The sequence below is a fragment of the Mesorhizobium sp. M0029 genome (assembly GCF_040323735.1).
Taxonomy (GTDB): Bacteria; Pseudomonadota; Alphaproteobacteria; order Rhizobiales; family Rhizobiaceae; genus Mesorhizobium.
On record NZ_JAMYVF010000003.1, the window covers coordinates 258671 to 279181 of the forward strand.

Below are 20511 nucleotides of genomic sequence, written 5' to 3' on the forward strand. Positions count from 1 at the left end.
CAGGGAACGCTGTCCTTCAGCAAAGAATACCCAGACCCGTTTTTTAACTTTTGACTGGAGGTCAGAAAATGAACATTAAGAGCCTTCTTCTCGGCTCCGCTGCGGCCCTGATCGCAGTTTCCGGTGCGCGCGCCGCCGACGCCGTCGTCGTCGCCGAGCCGGAACCGGCTGAATACGTCAAGATTTGCGACGTTTACGGCTCGGGCTACTTCTACATCCCCGGCACCGAAACCTGCCTGCGCATCGGCGGCTATGTCCGTTACGACATCGGCGTGGGTGATGTCGGTTCGTTCGACGGTGCGACGTCCGCTGACGTTGAGGACGGCGGCAGCAATGACACCTACTTCAAGAAGGCCCGCTTCTCGCTGAAGACCTGGACCGGCCAGGAAACCGAGCTCGGCACCTTGAAGACCTACACCGAGACCCGCTTCAACTTCCAGAACAACAACCGTGATGCGGGCGCGCTTGGTGACGTAAATCCTGCCGGCAACACCGGTGCTTCGCTGAACTTCGCCTGGATCCAGCTTGGTGGCCTGCGCGTCGGTAAGGACGAATCGGCGTTCAACACGTTCATCGGCTACGCCGGCAACGTCATCCAGGATACGCTCGTTCCCTACGGTGATTTCGACACCAACGTCATCCAGTACTACTTCGACGCAGGCAACGGCTTCTCGGCCGTGATCTCGCTCGAAGAAGGTTCGGGCGGCGGCACGGTAGATCTTGCCGGCAACGGCGTCTACGGCGTGGGCACTATCGACAGCTACGTTCCGCATGTCGTCGGCGGTCTGAAGTACACGCAGGGCTGGGGCGCCATCACCGGCGTGCTCGCTTATGACAGCAACTATGAAGAAGTCTCCGGCAAGGTTCGTTTGGACATCACCCCGATGCAGAACCTGTCGCTCTTCATCATGGGCGGCTACGGCACCGACGACAACCTGACGGATACGGGCTACGCGTTCCCGGCCGGCGGCCGCGGCTTCTATAAGCCGTGGGATGGCAACTGGGCAGTCTGGGGTGGTGGCACCTACACCATCAACGAGAAGACCTCGTTCAACGCTCAGGTTTCGTATGACGAAGGTGAAAACCTCGGCATCGCAGCCAACATCGCCTACGACGTCGTTCCCGGGTTCACGATCACTGCCGAAGTTGACTACGTCAATGCAGGCAGCATCGGTGAAGACGGTGGCACCCTGAACCACAACTGGACCGGTATCACTGATGGCGACGACGCCATCGGCGGCATGCTCCGCTTCCAGCGCTCGTTCTGATAGCGCGCTTGATTGGAAAATGGAACCCGGCGGGCAACCGCCGGGTTTTCATTTTGTCAGACCTTACCCACGTCCCATTGGGTGCAGAAGTCGCTGTAGCTTGCGGCGTTATGGAGAGGTGGCCGAGTGGTCGAAGGCGCTCCCCTGCTAAGGGAGTAGAGGTCAAAAGCTTCTCGTGGGTTCGAATCCCATCCTCTCCGCCAATTGCCCTTCTGAGAGACGTTTTGTCCGGGCTATGCCCGGTCTCGCGCACCTCTCACCGCCGCATCCCTCTAAGAGCAGTTCGAAGAGGCTTTCGACCTCGCCAGCGATTTCATGAGGGGCGATGCCGGCCTTCTCTGCCGCTGTTATCAACTGGATGGCCTTGGCTTCCCACGGGCTCGCTGAACTGAATACGCCCGCCGGGCGCGATATAGCGGCCTCGGTCAGTCAGCCAAGCCGGCGTCGCGGTGCACGATAGCACCGAGAATCGCGGCGTACACGCTGCCGACTTCCTCTGCGCAGGATATGCCCAGCTTGTCCGCGCGGTCTTCCTTCGCTTGCTCGGCCAGGTCGCTGATGCCAAGCGCGATTGTCTGCTGCGGATGGAAGGACGCTGACTGTAAAAGCCCGCCCAACCTTTCGGCGGGCGGGCTTGCACTGTCGGAACTGGAGAGTGTCATGTCGACAGCCGCGACAGGTCGGAAAGGGGTCGCTGGTTAACGGCGCGAGATCAGCAGGCAAGCCGGCGCAGGTCACGATCATAGGTATCTTCGTTGCTAAGCACTTCGACGCAGCGCTTCTTCATCCGAGTGACCTGGGCGTTCGACATATCGCCGACAACGCTAGCCAGATTCGGGTTGCTCGGAGCGGTCGGGTTGCTGGGGTTGGCGGCTGGATTGGCTCCAACGCCGACATTTACTTCGGTACCGACCCCGGTGACGACACCGTCATTGGCGCCGCCGGTGCCGATGGAAGCAGTCGCTCCGCCATGACTGCCGCTTTTGGTGCGATGTCTTTCACCAACTGAGAAGACCAAACTGACGGAACTTTTGCCGTGGAATGGTGTTCGTTCGAGCATGACGAGAATAGCCGACCTCGGACCGCAAGCCCGGTAAGCCACATGATCCTCACTTGCAAGAGCATTTCCATGTCTGCCCCATCTGCGGCCAGCAGGTCGACCGGCGCGACTTCCGCCAGGTCATGTGGCACCAGCAACCAGATCACGAGCCCCTGGAGTTCGACCAATGAGTGCCAGCCGCCCGTGGCTCATTGATTGCCGCGTCGATGCGTTTGCCGAAAATGTCGGCCATAGAGCGTGAATAGGTGGCGGTGAGGTGGTCACCGTCACGCCAGACATACACGTTGCCGATAACAGCGGCGCAGATGTTGCCTGGGCACACGATGTCGCTGAAGTCGACGAGGGGCACATGCGGGTAGAGGCGGTGAGCAACGACCAGCGGATCACGATCACGTTCCGATTTATATGGAACGGAGCAGCGACGGTCCCGAGCCATGCATCGCTCCGGGTTCGTTCCCCAAGCTGGTGTGTCGGCTATTACCACCACCTTAATGCCCAATGCCTCGATGTTGCGCCATAGCTGCACCAACGTATCGCTCACGGGCAGCTGGCTTCCGTCGTCGGGATAAGCACGTAAAACGTCTCTCTGTCCGAAAATGATGATGTCTGGCCTTTGTTGTTGAAAAATTCGCAGCATATGCTGGCCCCAGGTCAGGCAATCTGGAAACGGACGGTCGCTGTCAGACACCATGATCATGGCGGGGAACAGCGGGCAACCGGGCTTGGTAAAACTCTCCGCATTCCACCCTCGATCCGACGCGGTCACCTGAAACGCCGGAAGCCAGTGTTCTGCGTGCGAATCGCCAACCAGGAACACCTTGAGCCGCCCATTTGGATCGCCAACCTGGCAACCGACAGGTTCGCTGTTTTCGCGAGGCGGGCGGCAGCTGTCCGTTTGTGGCTTATCCTGCTTTATTGTCGGTAGCGAAGGAGCATAGGCCGCTACGGTCGGCACCGGCTTGTTGGAGAACAACGACCTAGCCCCTGGATAGTCGTCGGGGTTGTTCGAGATCAACGCTTCTTGCCGGGCAATTTCTATTGAGACAGCGCAAAATGCGATTAGAGGCACCAGGGGAACCGGGGCGAAAACGGTCAGGCACTCGATCAGTCGGGGGCGTGATGGCAACGATGCGCGGAAGCGGAAACGGTCCTCGACCTGGACCTTTGTGACGGCGGCCAGACCGACGCTTGCCGTAAGGATGGCCACGCCTCCCCAAAAGCCCATCGTTTCGCCACTTTGCTGTGTGGAAAAGACGATGATCGGCCAATGCCAAAGATAGAGCGAGTAAGAGATGTCGCCGAGGAATTGGAACGGTCGTGACTTGAGCAAAGCAAAGGCGCTGAACGACAACCGGCTTTGACCGGAGACGATCACCAGCGCGGCCGCTACCGTCGGCAACAGCGCCGCGTAGCCGGGGAAGGGTGTCTTGGCCGAGAACAGAAAGGCAGCCGCGAGGATTGAAGCTATGCCGGCAAGGCCCAGCACCCGCCGGGTTCGTTCGCTGAACCACATTTCCGCAGACGAAAGGCACAGCAGAGCGCCGAGCGCCAGCTCCCAGATACGAGTGTGAGTGACGAAATACGCCCGCGCCGGGTCAACAAGGGTGAGCCATACGGAGGTGGCAAGCGAGGCGATGAAGATTGCGCCTAGCACGGTGACCAGCAAGGGCCGCCAAGGCCTGCGGGCCTTTCGTGAAAGCCACAGGACGCCGATGATCAGCCCCGGCCAGACGACGTAGAATTGTTCTTCGATCGACAGCGACCAGTAATGTTGGACCGGACTCGGCGCGCTCGTCATCGCCAGGTAATCAATCGCCTTCGCGGCGAGCCGCCAGTTCTCCAATTGGAGGGCGCTGTGCACTAGTTCGTTTGTGCCGTCCCTCCAAAGGGCCGAGGGTAGATAGAGCGGGGTCGCCAAGCCCACCAGCAGAAGCACAAGCATCGCGGCAGGCAACAGGCGCCGCGCCCGGCGAATATAGAAACCAAGTAGGCCAATTCTTCCGGTGTCCTCCACCTCCCGCAGCAAGACGCCGGTGATCAAGAACCCAGAAATCACAAAAAACACGTCAACGCCCACATAGCCGCCGGGGACCAGCCACGGCCAGACGTGGAACAAAGCGACTGAGCAGACAGCGATAGCACGCAGCCCCTGAATCTCAGGCCGGAAACTGGACTTGCTCAAATACTTGCTGCCGGTTGCTGCTAGGCTCGCGCTTACACAGAGTGAAACGTACGTGAGGGTATGGAACAAGTAGCCCAATAACAACCTCAGTACTCAATTTCGCATCAGCTGGGGGGGCGAGAAAAGCGAAAAGCCCGCCCCGGCGCGAAGCCGAGACGGGCGAGTAGGAAGGTCAGAAAGTCAGAAGGATACCGTCGTCAGGGCGCCGGCGGCACGCGATGCTCCGCCCGGTCAAGCCGCTCGAGGATGTCGCGGATTATATCCCGCTGATTGTAGACGCTGGCGGTTGCGGCCTTCATCTCATCGATCTGGCGCTGCTCATCGGCGAAGCGCTGATCGTAGTTTTGCCAGACGCGCTCATGTTCGGCGCGCGGAACCAGGCCGCTGCGGATGTCGGCAATGGCAGCCTCAGTGCGCAGGCGGTCTTCCGCCCCACGATCCGTTCGCCATTTCATCTCGGCTTGCGTGACCATCTTGTCGACAACGACGCTCAGCGCGCCCTTGACATCGCTGACATTTTCACGGATCGGGGCCAGAGCTTGGCTGCCTACGGCCAGCAGGATAGCGAACGAGACGCCGATCGCCGACCAGATGACAGGCCATTGCGTCTTGGAGCTCCCGCGCAGCTCGGTTGCCAGCGAATTCACCGCGCCTTCGATGTTGCGAAAGCCGGTGTTCATGTTGGACCGCAGATCCACGATGTCGCGGCCCTGGTTCTCCACCCGCTCGCTGAGACGGGCATATGACGCCAAGGGGTCGAAAGGGACTGACTGTCCGTTGTTCATGTCATCCGCCATTCTGTTCGCCCCACCCACGCACTGCTTACGGCCGCCAGCCGCAAAGCTTTTGACCTTTTTCGTTGTGGGCCAAGACCTGGCTCACCTCGCCGTCTGAGAGCGCTGCGATGGCCTCGGCGGATAGGCGGATCGGGTGCTCCACCGCGCAAAATGAGCCGCCAGCCGTCGCGCAGCCGGCAATCGCGATGAGCACCGCAAGGGCTATTGCTTTGGTGACCATTTGCCCAGCCTCTCCCGGTTGACGCCCGGCGCGCGGCCGGCGACGGCATCATCGATCTTGTCGGCTTCGGTTGCGGCCACGGCATTGTCTGCTGTCTGCTTGTTGCGCTCGGCCTTTGCGCCGGCGAGTCGCTGTTGAAAGCCGAACCCAAGCGCGCCGATGATGGCCGCCCCGATTGCAAGGACGGTCGGGTTGCTCAGGAACCATGCGATGACCGCACTCATAGCGGCCACCAAAACCAGACGGCAAAGGCGGCGATGATAGCCAGGCTGACAGCGCCGACAGTGCGCAGCAGGCGATCGAACGCCGGGATGAGCAGTTCGCGGAAGCCTTCCATCACTCGGCCACCTCAGCCTTGATCTGACGCACCGCTGCGACGATCTGCGAGCGCAGCAAGAGCAAGATCAGGAGGAACACCAGCAGCACGACGCCACCGGCGAGAACCGCCTGCCAATCCATGCCGCCGAGCCAGCCGAGCCCGATGGCGCCGGAACCGAAGAGGCCGGTGAGCCAGGACAGGAAGCCGGATTTCTCCTTGACCTTCTGCTCCACCTTTTCAGGAACGACAGGTTTCGGGACTTCGACGGGCACTTCAACCCTGATCGGCGGCGGCGCATCGGGCAGAGCGGCCATCTTCATGGCTTCATCCCGCACTGAGGACACGCGGGACGACCAACCCTTGCCGAAAGTCTTCCATGTCGGCAGACGCTTCAGGAAGGCCATACGCTGGTCGCAGACCTCGTCCACCACGGTAGCGCGCATCATGCCCTTCAGCTTGACCAGCGTGTCAGGGCCGATCTTCCCATCCTGCTTGGCGCCTACGACCGCCTGAAGGCACTTTGCAGCACGTCCCGGCCCGGAGTTCACCGCATAGTCAAACAGCGCGTAATCGACGCCACCTGGCAACTGAGCGCCGGCCACTGCGTCCCAATAGAAGCGGCGATAGACCGTCGCGACTTGGTCATCGCTGATCTTGCGCAGATCGGCTTTGCTGGCATCGGCCTTCACATAGCGGCGGAAGTTGGCCAGCGTCACCCCTTTCATGGTCGCGCCGCCAGGGTCGGCCGGATTGTCCGACCAGAGCCCTTCCGATTTGAGAACGAGCGAGAGCGCCCGCGCGAAATTGCGGTCCATGTGTAAGCCTCTTGAGGTTGCATTTGAAAGAAGGTAACCGCTATTTGGCGGTCAGGGCGGGATGTCTAAATGTCAGTATTCTCTAAGTGGTTCAAAGACGCGCGCGCGAAACTGCCCGATAATGTGTCGGTCGGCCGCCACACCTATGGCGTCACTTGGCGGAAGGTGCTTTTTCCGACTAATGAAGCCCCTCTAAATGTGGGAAGCTTCTGCTCTGTTGCTGGCCAAGTCCTGTTCATGTGCACCGGCCAACACCAAACCAAGAGTGCCACTTCATTCCCGATCTATAGCCGCGTCCTGAAGCAGCCTGAGCCTTTACCCAACGCTGGGAAGCCTGGGGGCATCACGATCGGCAACGATGTTTGGATTGGCCACGGTGCGATCATATTGCCAGGCGTGACAGTCGGCGACGGCGCTGTTGTGGGTGCCGGCTCCGTCGTCGCCAAGTCTGTCGAGCCCTATGCGATAGTGGCCGGCAATCGCGCGCAAGTTGTCCGCAGCCGGTTCCCTGCTGATACCGTTGTGCAATTGCTGGAAATACAGTGGTGGTTGTGGGACGACGATAAGATCAAGAGCGAGGCAGCTACTCTCAGCGGTCCGATCGAGACTTTCATTGCAAAGCACGCCACTCGATGAGGGACGTTTTCGGTTATATCGCGTATGGCGAAAACGAATTGTACCATCGCGGCGCGTTGCTGAGCGCACTCAAGCTTTTGTATCATTGTCCAGAAGCAAAGATCATTGTTGCGACGGACAGGCCCGAATTGTTTATCGACTATCCCATGGAGACGTTGCTTCTGACTGACATGCAGAAAGAGGCTTGGTCCTTCAGCGGTCAATATCATTTTGGCATCAAGGCACGGGCGCTGATCAAACTGCTGAGGATGACCGACCGCCTCATCTTCATGGACTCAGACCACTACCCAGCAGGATTTCTATCCCTTGGCTTCGAAAGCATTTCGCCTAAGCATTCAGTGATGCGACGCCTAGAGAAACCCCACAAATGGACGCCTGTGCTGGAAGGGGAAGGCCTTCGGATCGGCGAACATGTTATCACGGGCCGCGAACCTATGTGGCAAAGTGGCATTCTCGGAGTGCATCGAGACAATCTTCCCGCTCTGATGGACGCGTATCCACCGATGCTTGCTGTCCATCAGATATCGAAAATTGACGCTGCGGAGCAGTTCTGCATCGGCATAGCCTTGTCCTTGGGGGGGCGGACGATCAGCCCGCATAAGCTCAAGATCAGGGACTATAATACGCGAGGGAAGAAGGCGTTCGCAGAACCTCGTGTACATCGCTTCTTCGATGCATACGCTGCCGAGCCCGTTGCACGGCAAATCGTCGAAGCTGGCCGATATCGAGTGTGGCGGACGCCGGTGGATATCATTCGCCAAAAACTCAAGGCGCGAGGATGACTGCAGGATCAAGCCCAAGAGCACGGACTAGCCCGACTGCGTCAGGATCGTCGCTGTAAACTTCCGGCCGATCCGGCGCGAACCAGCGGGCAAAATAGATTGGGTTGCCCGCCAGGGCGGCATAGGCCTGCGACATCTTGCCAGCCTCAATAATCCGAGCCTGCACAACCGATTTTGGCACCATGCGACGCTCACCAGGCGGCGCGCTCCACGCTTTGCCATCCCAGAGTTGGCGGGCATCTGCCGGGGCCTCCAAGACCTCAATGCCATTTTGAGGCAGATCGACGTTTTCACCGTCAAAGCCGCCGAGATAGACGCCATCCGCGTCGACGAAGAATTTGGTCATATCTGCCGATCCCTTTACTCAGAATTTGTCATTGGTGTATGCCTTCGCCAAGCATGGTTTTTCGCCGTGAGGCAGAGATGTTTTATTTGGGGTTGGCGGTCGGCTTTGCGTTGGGCATCGTGGCAATGTCAGCTGCCGTTTATTATTGGACGCACCATGATGATTTTGAGATCAGGCGGGGGGAAGAGCGTTAGCAGCATAGGCCTTCCGCCGGCTAGCGGCGCACGCCTTGAGCTTTGGCGAAGTATTTTGTCATGGGAAACCTCCGGTTTGGGCATTGCCGCCCGTCCGGAAACTTTACGGAAGCGTTTCGCCGTCAAGAACGCGCTGGTAGAGGGCCAGGTAGGCTTTAGTGGTCTTTTCGATTGGGAATCGGTCAGCAGCCGATTCGCGGCAGCGGAGTGCGGACATCCCGCTGATCTCGTTCAGGCCGGTCGCGAATTCATCGTTACTGTCGAAAAAGCGTCCGGTCTCTGCGTTAACTGTTTCAGGTAGCGCGCCGCGTCGAGTAGTCAGTACTGGAGTTCCGCATAGCATTGCCTCGACCGGCGCCATGCCGAACGGCTCATCCCAAGAAATCGGGTTGAGGAAGGCTTTTGCCTCGCCCAACAGCCGCAGCTTTTCGTCACCGTCGACAGTCCCCGTGAAATTGAAACGACGCGAAAGGCTTTTGAGGAACACGCCCCGAGTCTTGCTACGCCCGAGCAACTTCCAGCGAGAGCCGCCGGCAACGTCGAGATCGAAGTCAAATCTCTTGGCGAGGTCGACGGCGCGACCGAGACCCTTTCCCGCTCTTGCGATACCGCCGAGAAACAACAGCCGACCGGTCTTCTTGTCGGCGAGCCGGTAGGCATCCACCGGGAACCCGTTGTAGACGAATGTCTGCCGGCCCTGGTGCCGGGCGTGGCTGGCGCTAACGAAACTCCAGTTCAGCCCTTCCCTTGGCGTATTCGGCACATAGCCGTGCAGCGTGTAGAGCGCTCGGTGACTGGTCTCGGCCTCGTACCAGCCGTTGAAATGCACAATGTCGGTATCTGGCGGGATTGCCGCCACGCTTTCGGGCGCAGATGCAGCGTGTCGAACCTCACAAAGGGGATGTGTAGAGCCATGGGCGGCAATCAGCGTGACCCGATGCCCCAGACCGACCAGCGTGGTGGCCAGCCAGTCTACTTGGCGCTGAGTGCCACCGTAACCTTTGCAGGGTATTTCGCCTTGAACCACGACAGTAGCATGCATTTCGCAGGTTTAGACGGATCCTATTCAGCAAGCTAGGCCCACGCCCTGAATACCAGCCTCCAGCTTGTGTTCGTTATGTTGGTAAGGCTTGCTCCGCTTTTGGCCATAATTCGAAGTGAACTGGAATTGGCGCCAATTCGAACATTCAAATTGGTTGTATCCGGAACCATGCTGATGGCCTGCACGGTAGCGTCAGTAGTGTTCAGCATAGGATTGATGGCGACTTCATCGCCGATCGAATACGCCAAGTCCGCAGTCGTGCACTGGATGACGGCGATGTAGAGCTTCGGCTTCACCCCTAGCCCATGCGCCAGCGTCAATGTGCCGCCGGCCGTGATGGTCTGCTGGGCGCTCTCGTAGGCTTTCTGCAGAAGCGCCGTGCTCGACTGAACGTAGCGGGCGTCTTGCTCGGCCTGAGACCACTGGATTTTAAACCAAGCACCCCACACGCCGCCGTTCTGGTAACGGCGCCAGATGGTGGTGTTGGCCGCCGTGGCATTCACAAAATCGTAAACCGTTTGGGTTCGGTAGCCGGCCGCCCCGTGTGCCTCGACCGTGCCGATATTCCACCCGGTGTTTGCCGCAGGGGCGTTGGCCGCCCCACTGCCCATATACCAGCCGTTGTCGACCGCAGTGTTCCAGTCGGTGATCGTCTTAGCCACCACACCAAGGCGCGCGGGGAGGTTGGCATCAGAGATTACTGCGACTGGTTGGCCAGACGCGCGGATGTAGGATCGAACACGCCAGTTGCCACCACCCAGGGACTGCGCCACGGCGGTATCACCGGCTGCGGCAACGATGTTGGCGGCCCCCGGCAGGATGAGCGTGGCGGCATTATGGGTAAGCGTCGCCGCTCCGGAGAAGGTCAGGAAACGCAAGACGCCGCTGGGCAGCACGCCCAAAGCGGTGATCACCGCCGCGCCCGACACCGTGACGGAGACACCGGTTGCCGCGGCCAGATCAGTCGTCGCAGCTGATGCGATGACACTGCTGGTCGTGTGCAGAGCATCATTGCCACCGACCGCCGAGCTCGCGCCCGTGCCGCCCATCGTGATTGGGCGCGGCGTGTTCATGATCGACAGAAGATCGGCCAAGAAGGCGTTGTACTTCCCGCTCTCGATCGTCGTGTTCGGAATCGCCGTTGTGTTCGGCGGCCATGACGTGACGCCGGCTCCATTCATAGGCATTGGCAGCACCTTTTGCTTTTTGGGGGATTGGTCTATGTTCCGCGCCCATGCGCGTCAGAATTCTTCAGGTCATCGCTGCCGTGATCACGATCGTGATCTTGGTTTTCGTTCACGATGTCCTAGCCGTCCTTGTGCGCATGCTTGAGCTGCATCTGATGGCAGGGCTTGTGGTGGGCGGCATCGGCACAATCGGCGCTGTCATGGCGGTGCATATGCAGAACCCGGCTGCGACTGCGGGAGTGAGCAAAGCCGGGCGATACCAGATATCGTTTGTCATTGCCGCATGCCTGGCGGGGACTTACGCCTTTTGGTTTGCCGCAGCGGACACGATAGCCAGCGGACGGCTATTCGTGGTCGGAGTGGGGGTCGGCATAGTTGCGATGTTGGCGCTCTTTGGTTCACTGGCGTTGTGGGATCGACGGACGCTGGCCCGACGACAGCAGTAAGGCTCGAGCGACATCGTCGATCTCTGAGGTTGGCAACCGCGATCCCGCGTTAGCTTTCAACAAGGCATCGATCACGGCGCTGTTGTTACTGGTCAGGGTCCTGGCAATCGCAGCGCGAGATGCTTCCGATTTGAGGCCGCTCAGCGCGTCGACAACTGCATTCACGCCCTTGACGCCTGTTGCGCGAGCCACGCCCGGAAGCCCTCCGGCCATATAGGCTTGAGGAACGCCGAACCCGTCGCCACCTTGACCTGTGAGCGCCTTCTGCGCCGCCTGCCGCGCAGCTGTGTACGAATTGCGGGTAACCTCATCGGTGGTCTCGGCAAAGAGTCGCTCCCTGTCCAGCAGATCGATGATTTTTCCGGCCCTCTCTTGCCCGAAGAGCGTCGATAGCCGAGCGCGATTCCAGTCCCCTTCGCCCTTGATGATCTGCTGAAGCGCGACCCGGTCGTTGGCTTTGGTGCCAACAATGCGCTCGATCTCGGCACGAGCTCCCTCGCGCAGACGAACCGGGACGGCAGACGGTCCGATCTGCAACCCCTGCGGCAAGGCGCCCTGCCTGGCCTCTGCCGCCAACTCGTCGGGGCGAGGCGCTTCTCTACCGCTGGATAGGACCGTCTGACCACGGCCGACCGCTTCCTTCTGCCTTGCGAGTTCGGCGTATTTCGCGTCAACCTCTTTGATGCCGGGAACAGACGCGCGAAGCTCGTCATCGACGGCCTGACGGGCTGTGGTCAGCGCGTTGACCGCATTCGTTCCCTGCGTAGTCTCCAGCATGTCATCGATCGCATGGCGGGTGTTCAACAACTCGCTGGCATCGCTCACCAGCGTCGTCCCGGGCGGCGGCTGGCCGTTAGCGCGAGCCCTGGCAATATCGGCCGGCGTAGGCTGGTGGTCCAGCATCGCGCGGACGCGCTGAACGAGCCGTTGAGGATCGCCGCGCAGCGTCTGGGCTTCGGTCTCCAAATATCGGGCAATCGGCAGAGTGTCGACGGGGCCGGCATCACGCAAAGCTTCGCGATACTCCGGCGCCAGCGCCTGCTGATTGCGGTTGGCGCGATCGATGATGCGCGACGGCGTAGGAGCCTCGCCAAGGGTTTCGTCAAGTCCCGAGCGAATGCGCCAGTTGGCGTCAGCGTCGCGAGCGTTGATTGCCCCTTTTACAATCGATCGGCCTTCTCCGGGCAACGTCACCAAGCCGGCGGCCTGCTGCCGCATGTTGTCGCCGAGATCCATGACCATGCCCGATGGCCCGAGATCGGCTAGTTTCCCTCGCGCACCTGCGTCGAGCGCATCGTTCCCAAAAGCCTTTGCCATCATCGCGGCAGCAACCTTATCGACGCCGAGCGACTTCGCCGCACCTCGCAGGTTCCAGCCATCGGCGAGATATTTGACGCCCTTCCCGACCAAAGGAGCCACAGCAGGGGCAACGAGGCCGAGGCCCGCGCCTGTGGCAGCTCCCCAACCGGCCTCGTTCAGATCGCCACCAGAGCGGACTAGCGCGTCAGTTCCATTGATGACCGCGCCAGAGGCCGCACCCATTCCAAATTTGCCGAAATTAGTGGCGGCGTTAATGCCAAAAGCCTCCGGCGCTGCGGCCATGGCCGGTATCGTGCCAGCAACCGCACCAGTAATCTGAGACGCCCGATCCAGCTTCGGGTTCATCGACTTTTCCGCAGCGGTGCCGGCCTGAATTCGCTTCAGAACTTGGTCATAGGTCTCGTCAGACGCTCCTGCGATTGTCGCAGCAGCTGCCCGATCGACGCCGCCTCGGATCATTGGGCCCAAGATCGGGATGCCCTCCAGAATCCCGCCCGACGTGGTGCGCATTTTGCTCAGAGCATCATCGCCCTCGATCTTGTCGGTGAGCGAATTATAGCCAGGAGGCGCGAATGCTGGCACGCGGGCCGGCTGCAACGTCTCTTGGTCGACCCCGGCAATCGCGCGCTTTTGGTCGGGCGACAGCGCATGCATCTGTTGGGCGAGCGCAATGCCGGCTTGAGCGCGAGCATCGGGACCCGAGGATGCGCCCGCCTGGCCGAGCGCGCTCAGCGCGGTCCTTTCGTCGGGCGCGTCGACTTCGTAGGTCTTGCCGTCCGCGCCTTGAATTTCGAATGTCGCCATTATGGTTTCACCCTGATCCGAACACCGTTGTCGACATCTTTCCAGCCATCCGGATTTGGCGATGCTGCCGGAGCGTTCGGCTCGGCCGTCGTCCGGTCGACCGAATCCTTGATGCCTTCCAGCATGCGCTTCAGCTCTTTGACGCTGTTGGCCGCCCTGTCACCCGCCCCGCCAGTAGCTGCGGTGTAGACCTGGCTCGGAAGGTTCCATGCCCCGCCGTCCTTGGTCACGTCGACAACCGGGTCGTAGATCATGTTTTCCATCAACTGGAGATCAGGCCCGTTGAGAACGCCCAGATTGAAGAGTTCCTTCATCTGCAACATGATGCCCTGGCGGACGGTGTTCAGATTGTCCTTGGACGCGCCGGGCATTGCCTCGATGCCGGTCTTGGCGACCAGCTCCGAATAGCGGTCGAGTTCGCCGGTGATGGCATCGAACGCCTGGTCGACCGAGGAAACCCGGTTCCGCTGTGTTTCTGTCGGCTTCATTGTGCCTGGGATGACGGCTCCTGCAGAAGGAGCGGCCGAAGGCGGCGCAGCGACGGCGGGAGCCGGTGCCCCAGCAGCAGGAGGCGCTACCTGAGCGGGCGAAGTCACTCCTGGCGCGGCTGGTGCGGCAGGCACGACACCACCACCGGGAGCCTGTAGCCATGCCGGAAGGTTGGGCGGCATCTGAATAGGCACCATGCCATCAGGCGTCTGCACCATCTGCGTTTTTGGCTGCGAAATGATAGCGTAGGCAGTCGCATATTCTCGCGAAGCGGGATCGGCGGTCGAGAGGATGTTCCAAGCCTGCGCATCGAGGCCGTTGCCTTCGAACTTCGTCGGGCCGCCGCCTGAAATGCTTTTCGTCTCGCCGCTGGCCGGATCGAACAGGGTGTCGTCATCGAGCTTTTGCCACTGCTTCGGCGGAACGGCCAAAGACTTTCGCGCAGCCTGAATTTGCAGCTGCCGCAAAGGATCGGCCTCCTGCATTTTCTGCTGGAGCATCATATTGGCCATCGCCTTTTGCTCGGGCGATGCCCACGGGTCAGCGGCAACCTGCATGATCTGCTGAATAGACGGACCGCCCTGACCGGGCTGGATAGCGCCGCCAGTGCCGCCAGCCTCTACCGGGATGCTGGACAGGTCTTGCTGCGGAGACATTGCCTGAGCGACCTTCTGGACGCCGGGAGAGGCTGGCGAGGCCTGCTGCGGCTGATGAGCGCCCGCGAGAGCCGCAACTACCGGCGACGGGGCTGCCGCTGCTGGTACGGGCTGCTGAGCCGCGCTGAGGGCCTGCACGACGCCACCGCGACCGCTCAGCAGTTCTGGGCTCATCATTGTTGACAGCACGCGCTGGCCGGCCGGCGTGGTCGCAGCAGGATCGCCGGGGCCGGGATTGGGCAAAGGCGCATCAGCATTGACCGGAATCCATCCCTGATCACCAGTCGCGCCGGCCATGCCAGTTGTCTCGACAAACTGATAGGTCTTGCCGTCGGCGCCCCGGCGAACTTCACCAGCTGTGCCAGACCCTTGCGGAGCGCCTGGATAAGTCGGACGCGTTGCGGGTGCCATCGGGTCATTAGGATCGAGCGGAGGGAGGCCGCTGGGATCATACGCAGGAGCCGTGGTGCCGGGTGCCATGGCGGTGAGGGGGGCTGGGGCTGGTTTCATGCCAGCGGAGGGATCAAGCGAGGCAACCTGAACTGGGTCTTGTGACTGCTCCTGCTGAGCCACCTGCGCTGCCTGTGCGGGTGTAGCGCCAGCGCCAAGCGCCTTCTGATAGGTCGCAACGAACCTGTTCGTGTTTGTCCCCTGTTCGATACCACCGGGAAGGCTCGTCCACGTCCCGCTCAAGACCTGGCCGACCTTGGCGATTGCGTCAGGATCGCCGGACTGAAGAACGTCATCAAGCACTTGGCCCGTTTTGGCCTTGTAGGTCTTGGCGGCGAGGTTCCATGCAGCCTTATCCTGGTTGACTGGCGAGAAGTCGGGCAAACCGAGTTCCTTCGCCTCATCGTCCCATGTGGAGCCAAGAAACTGATATTTGCCGGCGGCCGACGAGGTGCGGCCAGCATTCGGCCCTGTTTGGATGCGCACCGCCTGGTTCGGATGGTGGGAGAAATCATCGAACTTTCCGCCGCCATAGATGACGTTGTAGCGACCGCCGCTTTCTGGGCCGGAAATCGTGTTGAGCAGCGCCTTCTGATAGGGCTTTGCGTCTTGCCATGCGAGTTGGTCGCCGCCGTAGTCGGCCGCGCCGCTCGCGGAGGCCGCAACTGGAGAGCCCGGGGCCGCCGGGAAGGTGCCCGCATTGATCATGCCGCCAAACGCGTCGGTTGCACGGGCTTGTCCGGCGGTCTCTGCCGCGTCGGCGCGCCTGTTGAGCACATTCTGCACGATGCCATCGCCGAGCGCGTTCAAGCCCTCGCCGATGTTCTGCGGCGCGCGCTGGGACGTCATCAGCGCCTGGACAATAGCCCGCTTCTTGGCGACCGACGCAGGCGTCTCGCCCTTCTCGGCATCGAAGATGAATGACAACGCCATGTCTCAGGCCCCCAACGACAGAGCTTTGCCGTAGTCGACCTGGCGATAACCGTCAGGCCGACGCGAAACAGCATCGGGTCGCACCTTCTCGACTTCGCTGGCCATGAGCCCAAGCCGCATCGGAGCGCCCTTTGCCTCGCCTTTGTAGTGGAACTTCCACAGCCCCATTTCCGGGGTGATGTCGGCGAGCCGTTCCTTGTCCTTTTTCGCGTCGTCGTCGGACAGTCCGATGAGCTTGCTGCCGAGACCGAAAAGACCTCCGACCAAGCTTCCGGTCTGCGCGTTTTTTGCATTCACTGCGTCGACGCGCTGCTGGTAATTCTGGTTGATCAGCCCAGCGTTGTCGGTCGTCGGAATGGTGCTGCCGGTATAGCCGGCGGCCTGTGGCGAACTGACCTGCGAGCCGGAAAGCAGCGCCGTGATTTCGTTGATCGGCTGGTTGCGGATCGCCTGCCCTTCCGCGAACGCCTGCCCATGCCCCGAAAGGATTAGCTGGTTGTTGGCGTCATTGACGTTCTGGCCTTGCTGGGCCATCGCTCGGTCATAGGCGGCCGAGCTAAGTTTGATGCCCTGATTTGAGAGCTTTGTTGCCAAGGCATCTTGTTGTTGAGCCAAGATCGGATCGAGGCGCGCTTTCCCGAGCTGCAGCAGCCGTGCTTCGGTCGCATCGTTTGAGCCGTCGAAGGGCTTGGCCATGTAATCGTTCAGGAACGACGACTGATTGTTGGCAAGGGTGCCAAGGTTCAGCTGCGCCTTGTCGGTCTGATCCTTGATCGCCTGCTGCGCAGCGGAAAGCGTCGTCGTCGCGGTGCGCGTCGGGATTTGATAGGTCTTGCCCGTATAGGGATCAGTGATCGATTGCGTGCCGCTGTTCGTATAGGTGATCGTGCCATCAGGCCCGACCTGATTGGCGTTGTTCAAATACGAGTTGGCAATAGCAGTCGAGATGTTCGTCCCGGTCGACGCCGCGGATGTTTCCTTGGGATCTGGCGGCTTAGGTGCTGAGGCTTTACCCATTTGTCTTCCTCGTAAAACGGCCGTTGCGCCAGTCTTCTTCAGTGAGCGTGAAAACGTAGCCGTCTTCGTCGCGGCCGCGCATGCGCTTGATCAGGTAAGGGGTGAAGCCGAAGGCCTTCGCGATTCGAACCATGCGCTCGTTCTTTGCGGAAACCTGCAGAACCACCATCTGGCAACCGATCTGGTCGAACGGATACGAAAACATGATGTGGCGGACATCCGCCGTCAGCCACCGCGGCGTTTTCGAAGCGCTCGAAATCTGGATCAGCCCCGGGCCTGGTTGAAAGTCATGAAACACCATGCCGGCGACGAGTTCGCCGGTTTCGTCATCGCCCACGCCGATCGCCTGGCATTTGCCGAAGCCGGTTTCGCAGCCCGGCGTCATGTCGGCCACGAACCGAGCGACCGCTTCGCTATGGCCGAAAATCAGTTTCAAACGACCACCGAACCGACTTCATAGGTCATGTCGATCGCGACGAGCTCGGCATCAGGCGTCGGCGTCACACCACAGGTCACCTGCACCTGAGGCGCGATGGCAAAGCCCGTCAGGCCGACAGAGACCCATTTCGTGGAAACCGTCTTCGTTGCGCTGGCGTCCCACTTCGCAACATCCCAGAGGCCCAGATCCCATTCATCGAAAACGACATCGTCGGCAACCGACGACGGCGCCGAAGGCAGTGAGACCTGATAGTCCTTCGAGACTGAAAGCTTGGCGATGAATTTGCGGCTGGCCAGGAAGACCGTCCGCGCCATGTGAACGATCTTGCTCCGCGCCGGCGACTTCATGTGATCGAACAGGCCAACATAGGTGCAGGTATAAGGCGAGCCATCATCACTGCCGCTGACCTCGCACTGCATGATCTTGCCGTCCGACGTCCCAAAATACGCCCAGCCGTCATGCAGGACTAGGCATCGCGTATCCCAGCCTGTGTAGTCCGCCCATGCTCCAGTTTGCAGGTTGACGACGAAGCACCTCGCATCCTGTCCGACATCCGCCGGCAGCGAGACGATTGCCATGTTGAACAGCGGCCACTTCAGGATTTCCCAAGGCAGATTGGCGCGCGCCGCCGCCTCACGGCGCCAGTCCGGTTCTATGTTGCGGGAAACACTAATCATGGACAGCGCGGCACGATCTTTCTGGATCGCCTGCGAGATCGGGATGATGCCATCATCCATGCCGATCAGCAGTTCGCCGCCAGCCTGCATGACAGCCCGTTTGCCGCGAGGCGGCGACATGTCATAGCGGCCGACGAGCGACCAGTCATTCGGATCGGCGGGGTTTGCACCCTCGTAGACCGCTACCTCGCCCTTGGTCGAAACGAACACGCATTTGTCGTCGACACCGTCGCCGGCATCGAGCGACCAGGTGCCGCCAAAAAGCAGCGATCCGCCCTTCTGGAAGACACCGGCAAGTGAGAGATCGACGGCGGCGCCGGCAATGGTGTCGACTGGTAGAAACCACGCCGTAAGGCTGTTTTTTTGGATGAAGAATTCGCGGTTGCGATAGGTCCAGACGTGCGAGAGCTTGTTCGTGGCAATGGTGCCCAGCGCGGCCACCGTCGTCCATGCCGTGCCGTCGAATTGGCGCATGCTGTCCGTGCCGTTCACCGCCGACAGGTAGTCGCCGCCAGCGGTCTCGAACTGCACATAGGAGAAATAACCGCTGGTCAGCCCGGAGACCACGGGAGCCGGCGCTACATTGGGGTTGGCAGGGTTCGTGACATCGAAAATCTTCGTGCCATCCGCCGCGAACATGAACCGGCCCGGCGACGCGTCATAGGACATCATGCTGACCACTGCGATAGTGCCGATCGTCGCCTTCTTCTTCTCGCCGCCGCGCAATCGGATGCCGGTTGTCGTCGGAAACCAGTTCTCGAGGACGCGGGCACCCTGCGGCTTCGATGCAGCGAGATTTTCATTCGAAATCTTGCCCCGGATCGGTGCTGGAAATGTAAGCGTGCTGTGCCGCTGCTGCGATTGGGCCGCAACAGGGACGCGCCTGAAGCCGGCCCTCATGGCGTGATTACTCCCGGGAAGGCAAAGTCAGCATCGATCGTCGAGCGGCGCCCACCGACGGCCAGAATGTTGGAGCCCTTGTCAGCGCCGGCTGACACCGAGATGGCATCCTCATAGGTCGCCATGTCCTCGGAATAGGACTGCCCCTTGTTGGCCTTCCATTGCCAGATCATGCCGAGTTTCAACACGCGCTCATCGAGCCGGAACACGTCATCGTCAGCCGTGAAAGCTGCTTTTGTGGCGCCGTCCTTGTCCTTGATGATTTTGTTCGTCAGATAGTAGAATTGCGCCGTGGCCGGGTTGGGGATGGCGGGCTTGATCTGGATCTGATCGCCGATCATCGTCCAGGCGCCGACGAGGATCTGAAAATTCTGCACCGCCAGGCCCAGCCACTCGTCGCTGTCGGGATAGTGCGTGAGCGATGTATAAGGGCTTGCCGACGGCCAGACGCGTGCTTTCTTCAGCATGCGCTGGTAATCGACCGGGAGATTGAGGCCGGTCGAAACGCCGTCGCCGGTGAGGGTGGCAAGCGTCTTGAGTTTGGTCCAGTCCCGTGTGTCGAATGCGATCCTCTGCGCCATCTCGTTGGCGAGCGACTGCAATTCGATATCCTCGCGGTCGGTCGACGAAAAGACGGCGGTCGGCACGGTCAAACCGATGACCGTGCAGACATCCTTGATGACGCTGAGGATCGTCATTGGGATCAGTCCACCATCGCCAGTTCCTTGGCGGCGGCCACCAAGGTGTCATGGTTCGGATTGCCGCGAGGGCGACTGCCGGTTTCCTTGGCGATGTAGACCTTCAGAGCTTCATCATCCATCGCCTCGATTTCGGCAGCGGTTGGCGGCGTGGTCGGCTCGGTCTCTTCGTCGCCGTCCTCGTCCTCGCTAGTTTCCTCGTCGTCGTCGCCGGGTTCATCGTCGGCGGCGGTATCTTTGGCCGTCGCGCTGGCGCCCTCCAGTGGCTTTCCCGCTTGCATGAACTCCTCGCGCAGCCGGCGTTCATCCGCCAACTGCTGGGTCAGGGCCGCGACCTGAGCCGCAAGGTTGACGATGTCGGCGCTGCCGGCCGCATTGTCGAGATAAGCCTGCGCCTGGTTCTTCAGTTCGCGTCCGCCCATGCCGAGCTGCTTCAGCGGGGTGCCGTCCAGCGAAGCAAGCTGCTCGACTGTGTGGACGCCGAGAGCCTTCAGTTCGCGGCGCTTGCCTTCCTTCAGGAACGGCGCTTCGGACAGCGGCGTGCCGGAGAGCGGCTGAGAGGTTCCGTCTTTGAAGGCGAGATATTGCTTGTTGTAGAGCTGCGCATACGTGACGAGACCGCCGCCGGCCGCGATGCTCTCGCGCGTGGCGTTCGGTTCGGCATCATGTGCCGGATAGGTCGCCTTGGTCTGGCGGTTTGCCGGGAATGAAAGGTCGCAGACCTCCATATCGGTGAAGATCGGCCGGCCGGCGGACCTGCTGGCTTGTTCGTTGGGGATGACGTGATTTCGAAAAACGACGTTGACGATGTTCAGGTTCGCACTCATGGCGAAA

The 20511-nt window shown here is 60.7% G+C and carries 21 protein-coding genes and 1 tRNA gene; 5 read left to right on the forward strand and 17 right to left on the reverse strand.

Translation table 11 applies throughout. The annotated features are described in order from the left end of the window. Positions 1 to 68 precede the first annotated feature (68 nt). Entirely contained in the window at positions 69 to 1268 is a 1200-nt protein-coding gene (locus tag NKJ76_RS07225; protein ID WP_352533995.1) for a porin, read from the forward strand. Between the two features lie 112 nt (positions 1269 to 1380). Further along, a tRNA-Ser gene (locus tag NKJ76_RS07230) sits at positions 1381 to 1471 on the forward strand. 222 nt (positions 1472 to 1693) lie between these two features. Here NKJ76_RS07230 and NKJ76_RS07235 read toward each other — a convergent pair. The 7 genes from NKJ76_RS07235 to NKJ76_RS07265 all read right to left on the reverse strand — a co-directional run bounded on the left by NKJ76_RS07235 (position 1694) and on the right by NKJ76_RS07265 (position 6661). Then, on the reverse strand, positions 1694 to 1930 hold the full coding sequence (locus NKJ76_RS07235; RefSeq protein ID WP_352533997.1) for a hypothetical protein: 237 nt from the start codon (positions 1928 to 1930) through the stop codon (positions 1694 to 1696). A 50-nt stretch (positions 1931 to 1980) separates the two neighbouring features. Further along, the gene (locus tag NKJ76_RS07240) at positions 1981 to 2328 is read right to left on the reverse strand and encodes a hypothetical protein (protein ID WP_352533999.1); all 348 of its coding nucleotides are present in this window, start codon (positions 2326 to 2328) and stop codon (positions 1981 to 1983) included. Positions 2329 to 2470: 142 nt separating this feature from the next. Continuing rightward, entirely contained in the window at positions 2471 to 4510 is a 2040-nt protein-coding gene (locus tag NKJ76_RS07245; protein WP_352537083.1) for an acyltransferase family protein, read from the reverse strand. A gap of 197 nt (positions 4511 to 4707) precedes the next feature. Beyond that, positions 4708 to 5295 carry a hypothetical protein gene (locus tag NKJ76_RS07250; RefSeq protein WP_352537084.1) on the reverse strand — a complete coding sequence of 196 codons (588 nt, stop codon included), beginning with the start codon at positions 5293 to 5295 and terminating at the stop codon, positions 4708 to 4710. A 37-nt stretch (positions 5296 to 5332) separates the two neighbouring features. Further along, positions 5333 to 5527 carry a hypothetical protein gene (locus tag NKJ76_RS07255; protein WP_352534005.1) on the reverse strand — a complete coding sequence of 65 codons (195 nt, stop codon included), beginning with the start codon at positions 5525 to 5527 and terminating at the stop codon, positions 5333 to 5335. After that, positions 5509 to 5751, reverse strand: a complete 243-nt coding sequence (locus NKJ76_RS07260) for an ABC transporter permease (RefSeq protein ID WP_352534007.1) — start codon at positions 5749 to 5751, stop codon at positions 5509 to 5511. Before NKJ76_RS07260 ends, NKJ76_RS07255 begins: the two co-directional genes overlap by 19 nt. Before the next feature lie 112 nt (positions 5752 to 5863). After that, positions 5864 to 6661, reverse strand: a complete 798-nt coding sequence (locus NKJ76_RS07265) for a glycoside hydrolase family 108 protein (RefSeq protein WP_352537085.1) — start codon at positions 6659 to 6661, stop codon at positions 5864 to 5866. Between the two features lie 69 nt (positions 6662 to 6730). On the opposite strand from NKJ76_RS07265, the gene NKJ76_RS07270 reads away from it, so the two are divergent. After that, positions 6731 to 7297, forward strand: a complete 567-nt coding sequence (locus NKJ76_RS07270; RefSeq protein ID WP_023807183.1) for a CatB-related O-acetyltransferase — start codon at positions 6731 to 6733, stop codon at positions 7295 to 7297. Next, complete coding sequence (locus NKJ76_RS07275; protein ID WP_352534011.1) at positions 7294 to 8079, forward strand: hypothetical protein; 786 nt, start codon at positions 7294 to 7296, stop codon at positions 8077 to 8079. Before NKJ76_RS07270 ends, NKJ76_RS07275 begins: the two co-directional genes overlap by 4 nt. On the opposite strand, the gene NKJ76_RS07280 is transcribed toward NKJ76_RS07275, so the two are convergent. From NKJ76_RS07280 to NKJ76_RS07290, 3 genes are all read right to left on the reverse strand, one after another. Then, on the reverse strand, positions 8063 to 8425 hold the full coding sequence (locus NKJ76_RS07280) for a hypothetical protein (RefSeq protein ID WP_352534013.1): 363 nt from the start codon (positions 8423 to 8425) through the stop codon (positions 8063 to 8065). The two genes, NKJ76_RS07275 and NKJ76_RS07280, sit on opposite strands and share 17 nt — an antisense overlap. Before the next feature lie 297 nt (positions 8426 to 8722). Further along, positions 8723 to 9646: a glycosyltransferase gene (locus NKJ76_RS07285; protein WP_352534014.1), complete on the reverse strand. Its 924-nt coding sequence runs from the start codon at positions 9644 to 9646 to the stop codon at positions 8723 to 8725. A gap of 47 nt (positions 9647 to 9693) precedes the next feature. Continuing rightward, entirely contained in the window at positions 9694 to 10848 is a 1155-nt protein-coding gene (locus NKJ76_RS07290) for a pyocin knob domain-containing protein (protein ID WP_352534016.1), read from the reverse strand. A 47-nt stretch (positions 10849 to 10895) separates the two neighbouring features. Between NKJ76_RS07290 and NKJ76_RS07295 the strand changes: the two genes are divergently transcribed. After that, entirely contained in the window at positions 10896 to 11294 is a 399-nt protein-coding gene (locus NKJ76_RS07295) for a hypothetical protein (protein WP_352534018.1), read from the forward strand. On the opposite strand, the gene NKJ76_RS07300 is transcribed toward NKJ76_RS07295, so the two are convergent. From NKJ76_RS07300 to NKJ76_RS07330, 7 genes are read right to left on the reverse strand one after another with little or no spacing between them, the layout of a single operon-like run. Next, positions 11247 to 13418 (reverse strand): hypothetical protein, encoded by a 2172-nt coding sequence (locus tag NKJ76_RS07300; protein ID WP_352537086.1) that lies wholly within the window; start codon positions 13416 to 13418, stop codon positions 11247 to 11249. The two genes, NKJ76_RS07295 and NKJ76_RS07300, sit on opposite strands and share 48 nt — an antisense overlap. Further along, positions 13418 to 15946, reverse strand: coding sequence for a glycoside hydrolase family 24 protein (locus NKJ76_RS07305; RefSeq protein WP_352537087.1), 2529 nt, complete (start codon positions 15944 to 15946; stop codon positions 13418 to 13420). Before NKJ76_RS07305 ends, NKJ76_RS07300 begins: the two co-directional genes overlap by 1 nt. A 3-nt stretch (positions 15947 to 15949) precedes the next feature. Continuing rightward, entirely contained in the window at positions 15950 to 16963 is a 1014-nt protein-coding gene (locus NKJ76_RS07310; protein WP_352537088.1) for a hypothetical protein, read from the reverse strand. Beyond that, entirely contained in the window at positions 16956 to 17399 is a 444-nt protein-coding gene (locus tag NKJ76_RS07315; RefSeq protein WP_023691803.1) for a GNAT family N-acetyltransferase, read from the reverse strand. The genes NKJ76_RS07310 and NKJ76_RS07315 overlap by 8 nt, the downstream gene beginning before the upstream one ends. Next, complete coding sequence (locus tag NKJ76_RS07320) at positions 17396 to 18979, reverse strand: hypothetical protein (RefSeq protein ID WP_352537089.1); 1584 nt, start codon at positions 18977 to 18979, stop codon at positions 17396 to 17398. Before NKJ76_RS07320 ends, NKJ76_RS07315 begins: the two co-directional genes overlap by 4 nt. After that, the gene (locus NKJ76_RS07325; protein ID WP_352534026.1) at positions 18976 to 19677 is read right to left on the reverse strand and encodes a phage adaptor protein; all 702 of its coding nucleotides are present in this window, start codon (positions 19675 to 19677) and stop codon (positions 18976 to 18978) included. Before NKJ76_RS07325 ends, NKJ76_RS07320 begins: the two co-directional genes overlap by 4 nt. A 5-nt stretch (positions 19678 to 19682) precedes the next feature. Further along, the gene (locus NKJ76_RS07330; RefSeq protein ID WP_352534028.1) at positions 19683 to 20504 is read right to left on the reverse strand and encodes a hypothetical protein; all 822 of its coding nucleotides are present in this window, start codon (positions 20502 to 20504) and stop codon (positions 19683 to 19685) included. Between the last annotated feature and the right edge of the window lie 7 nt (positions 20505 to 20511).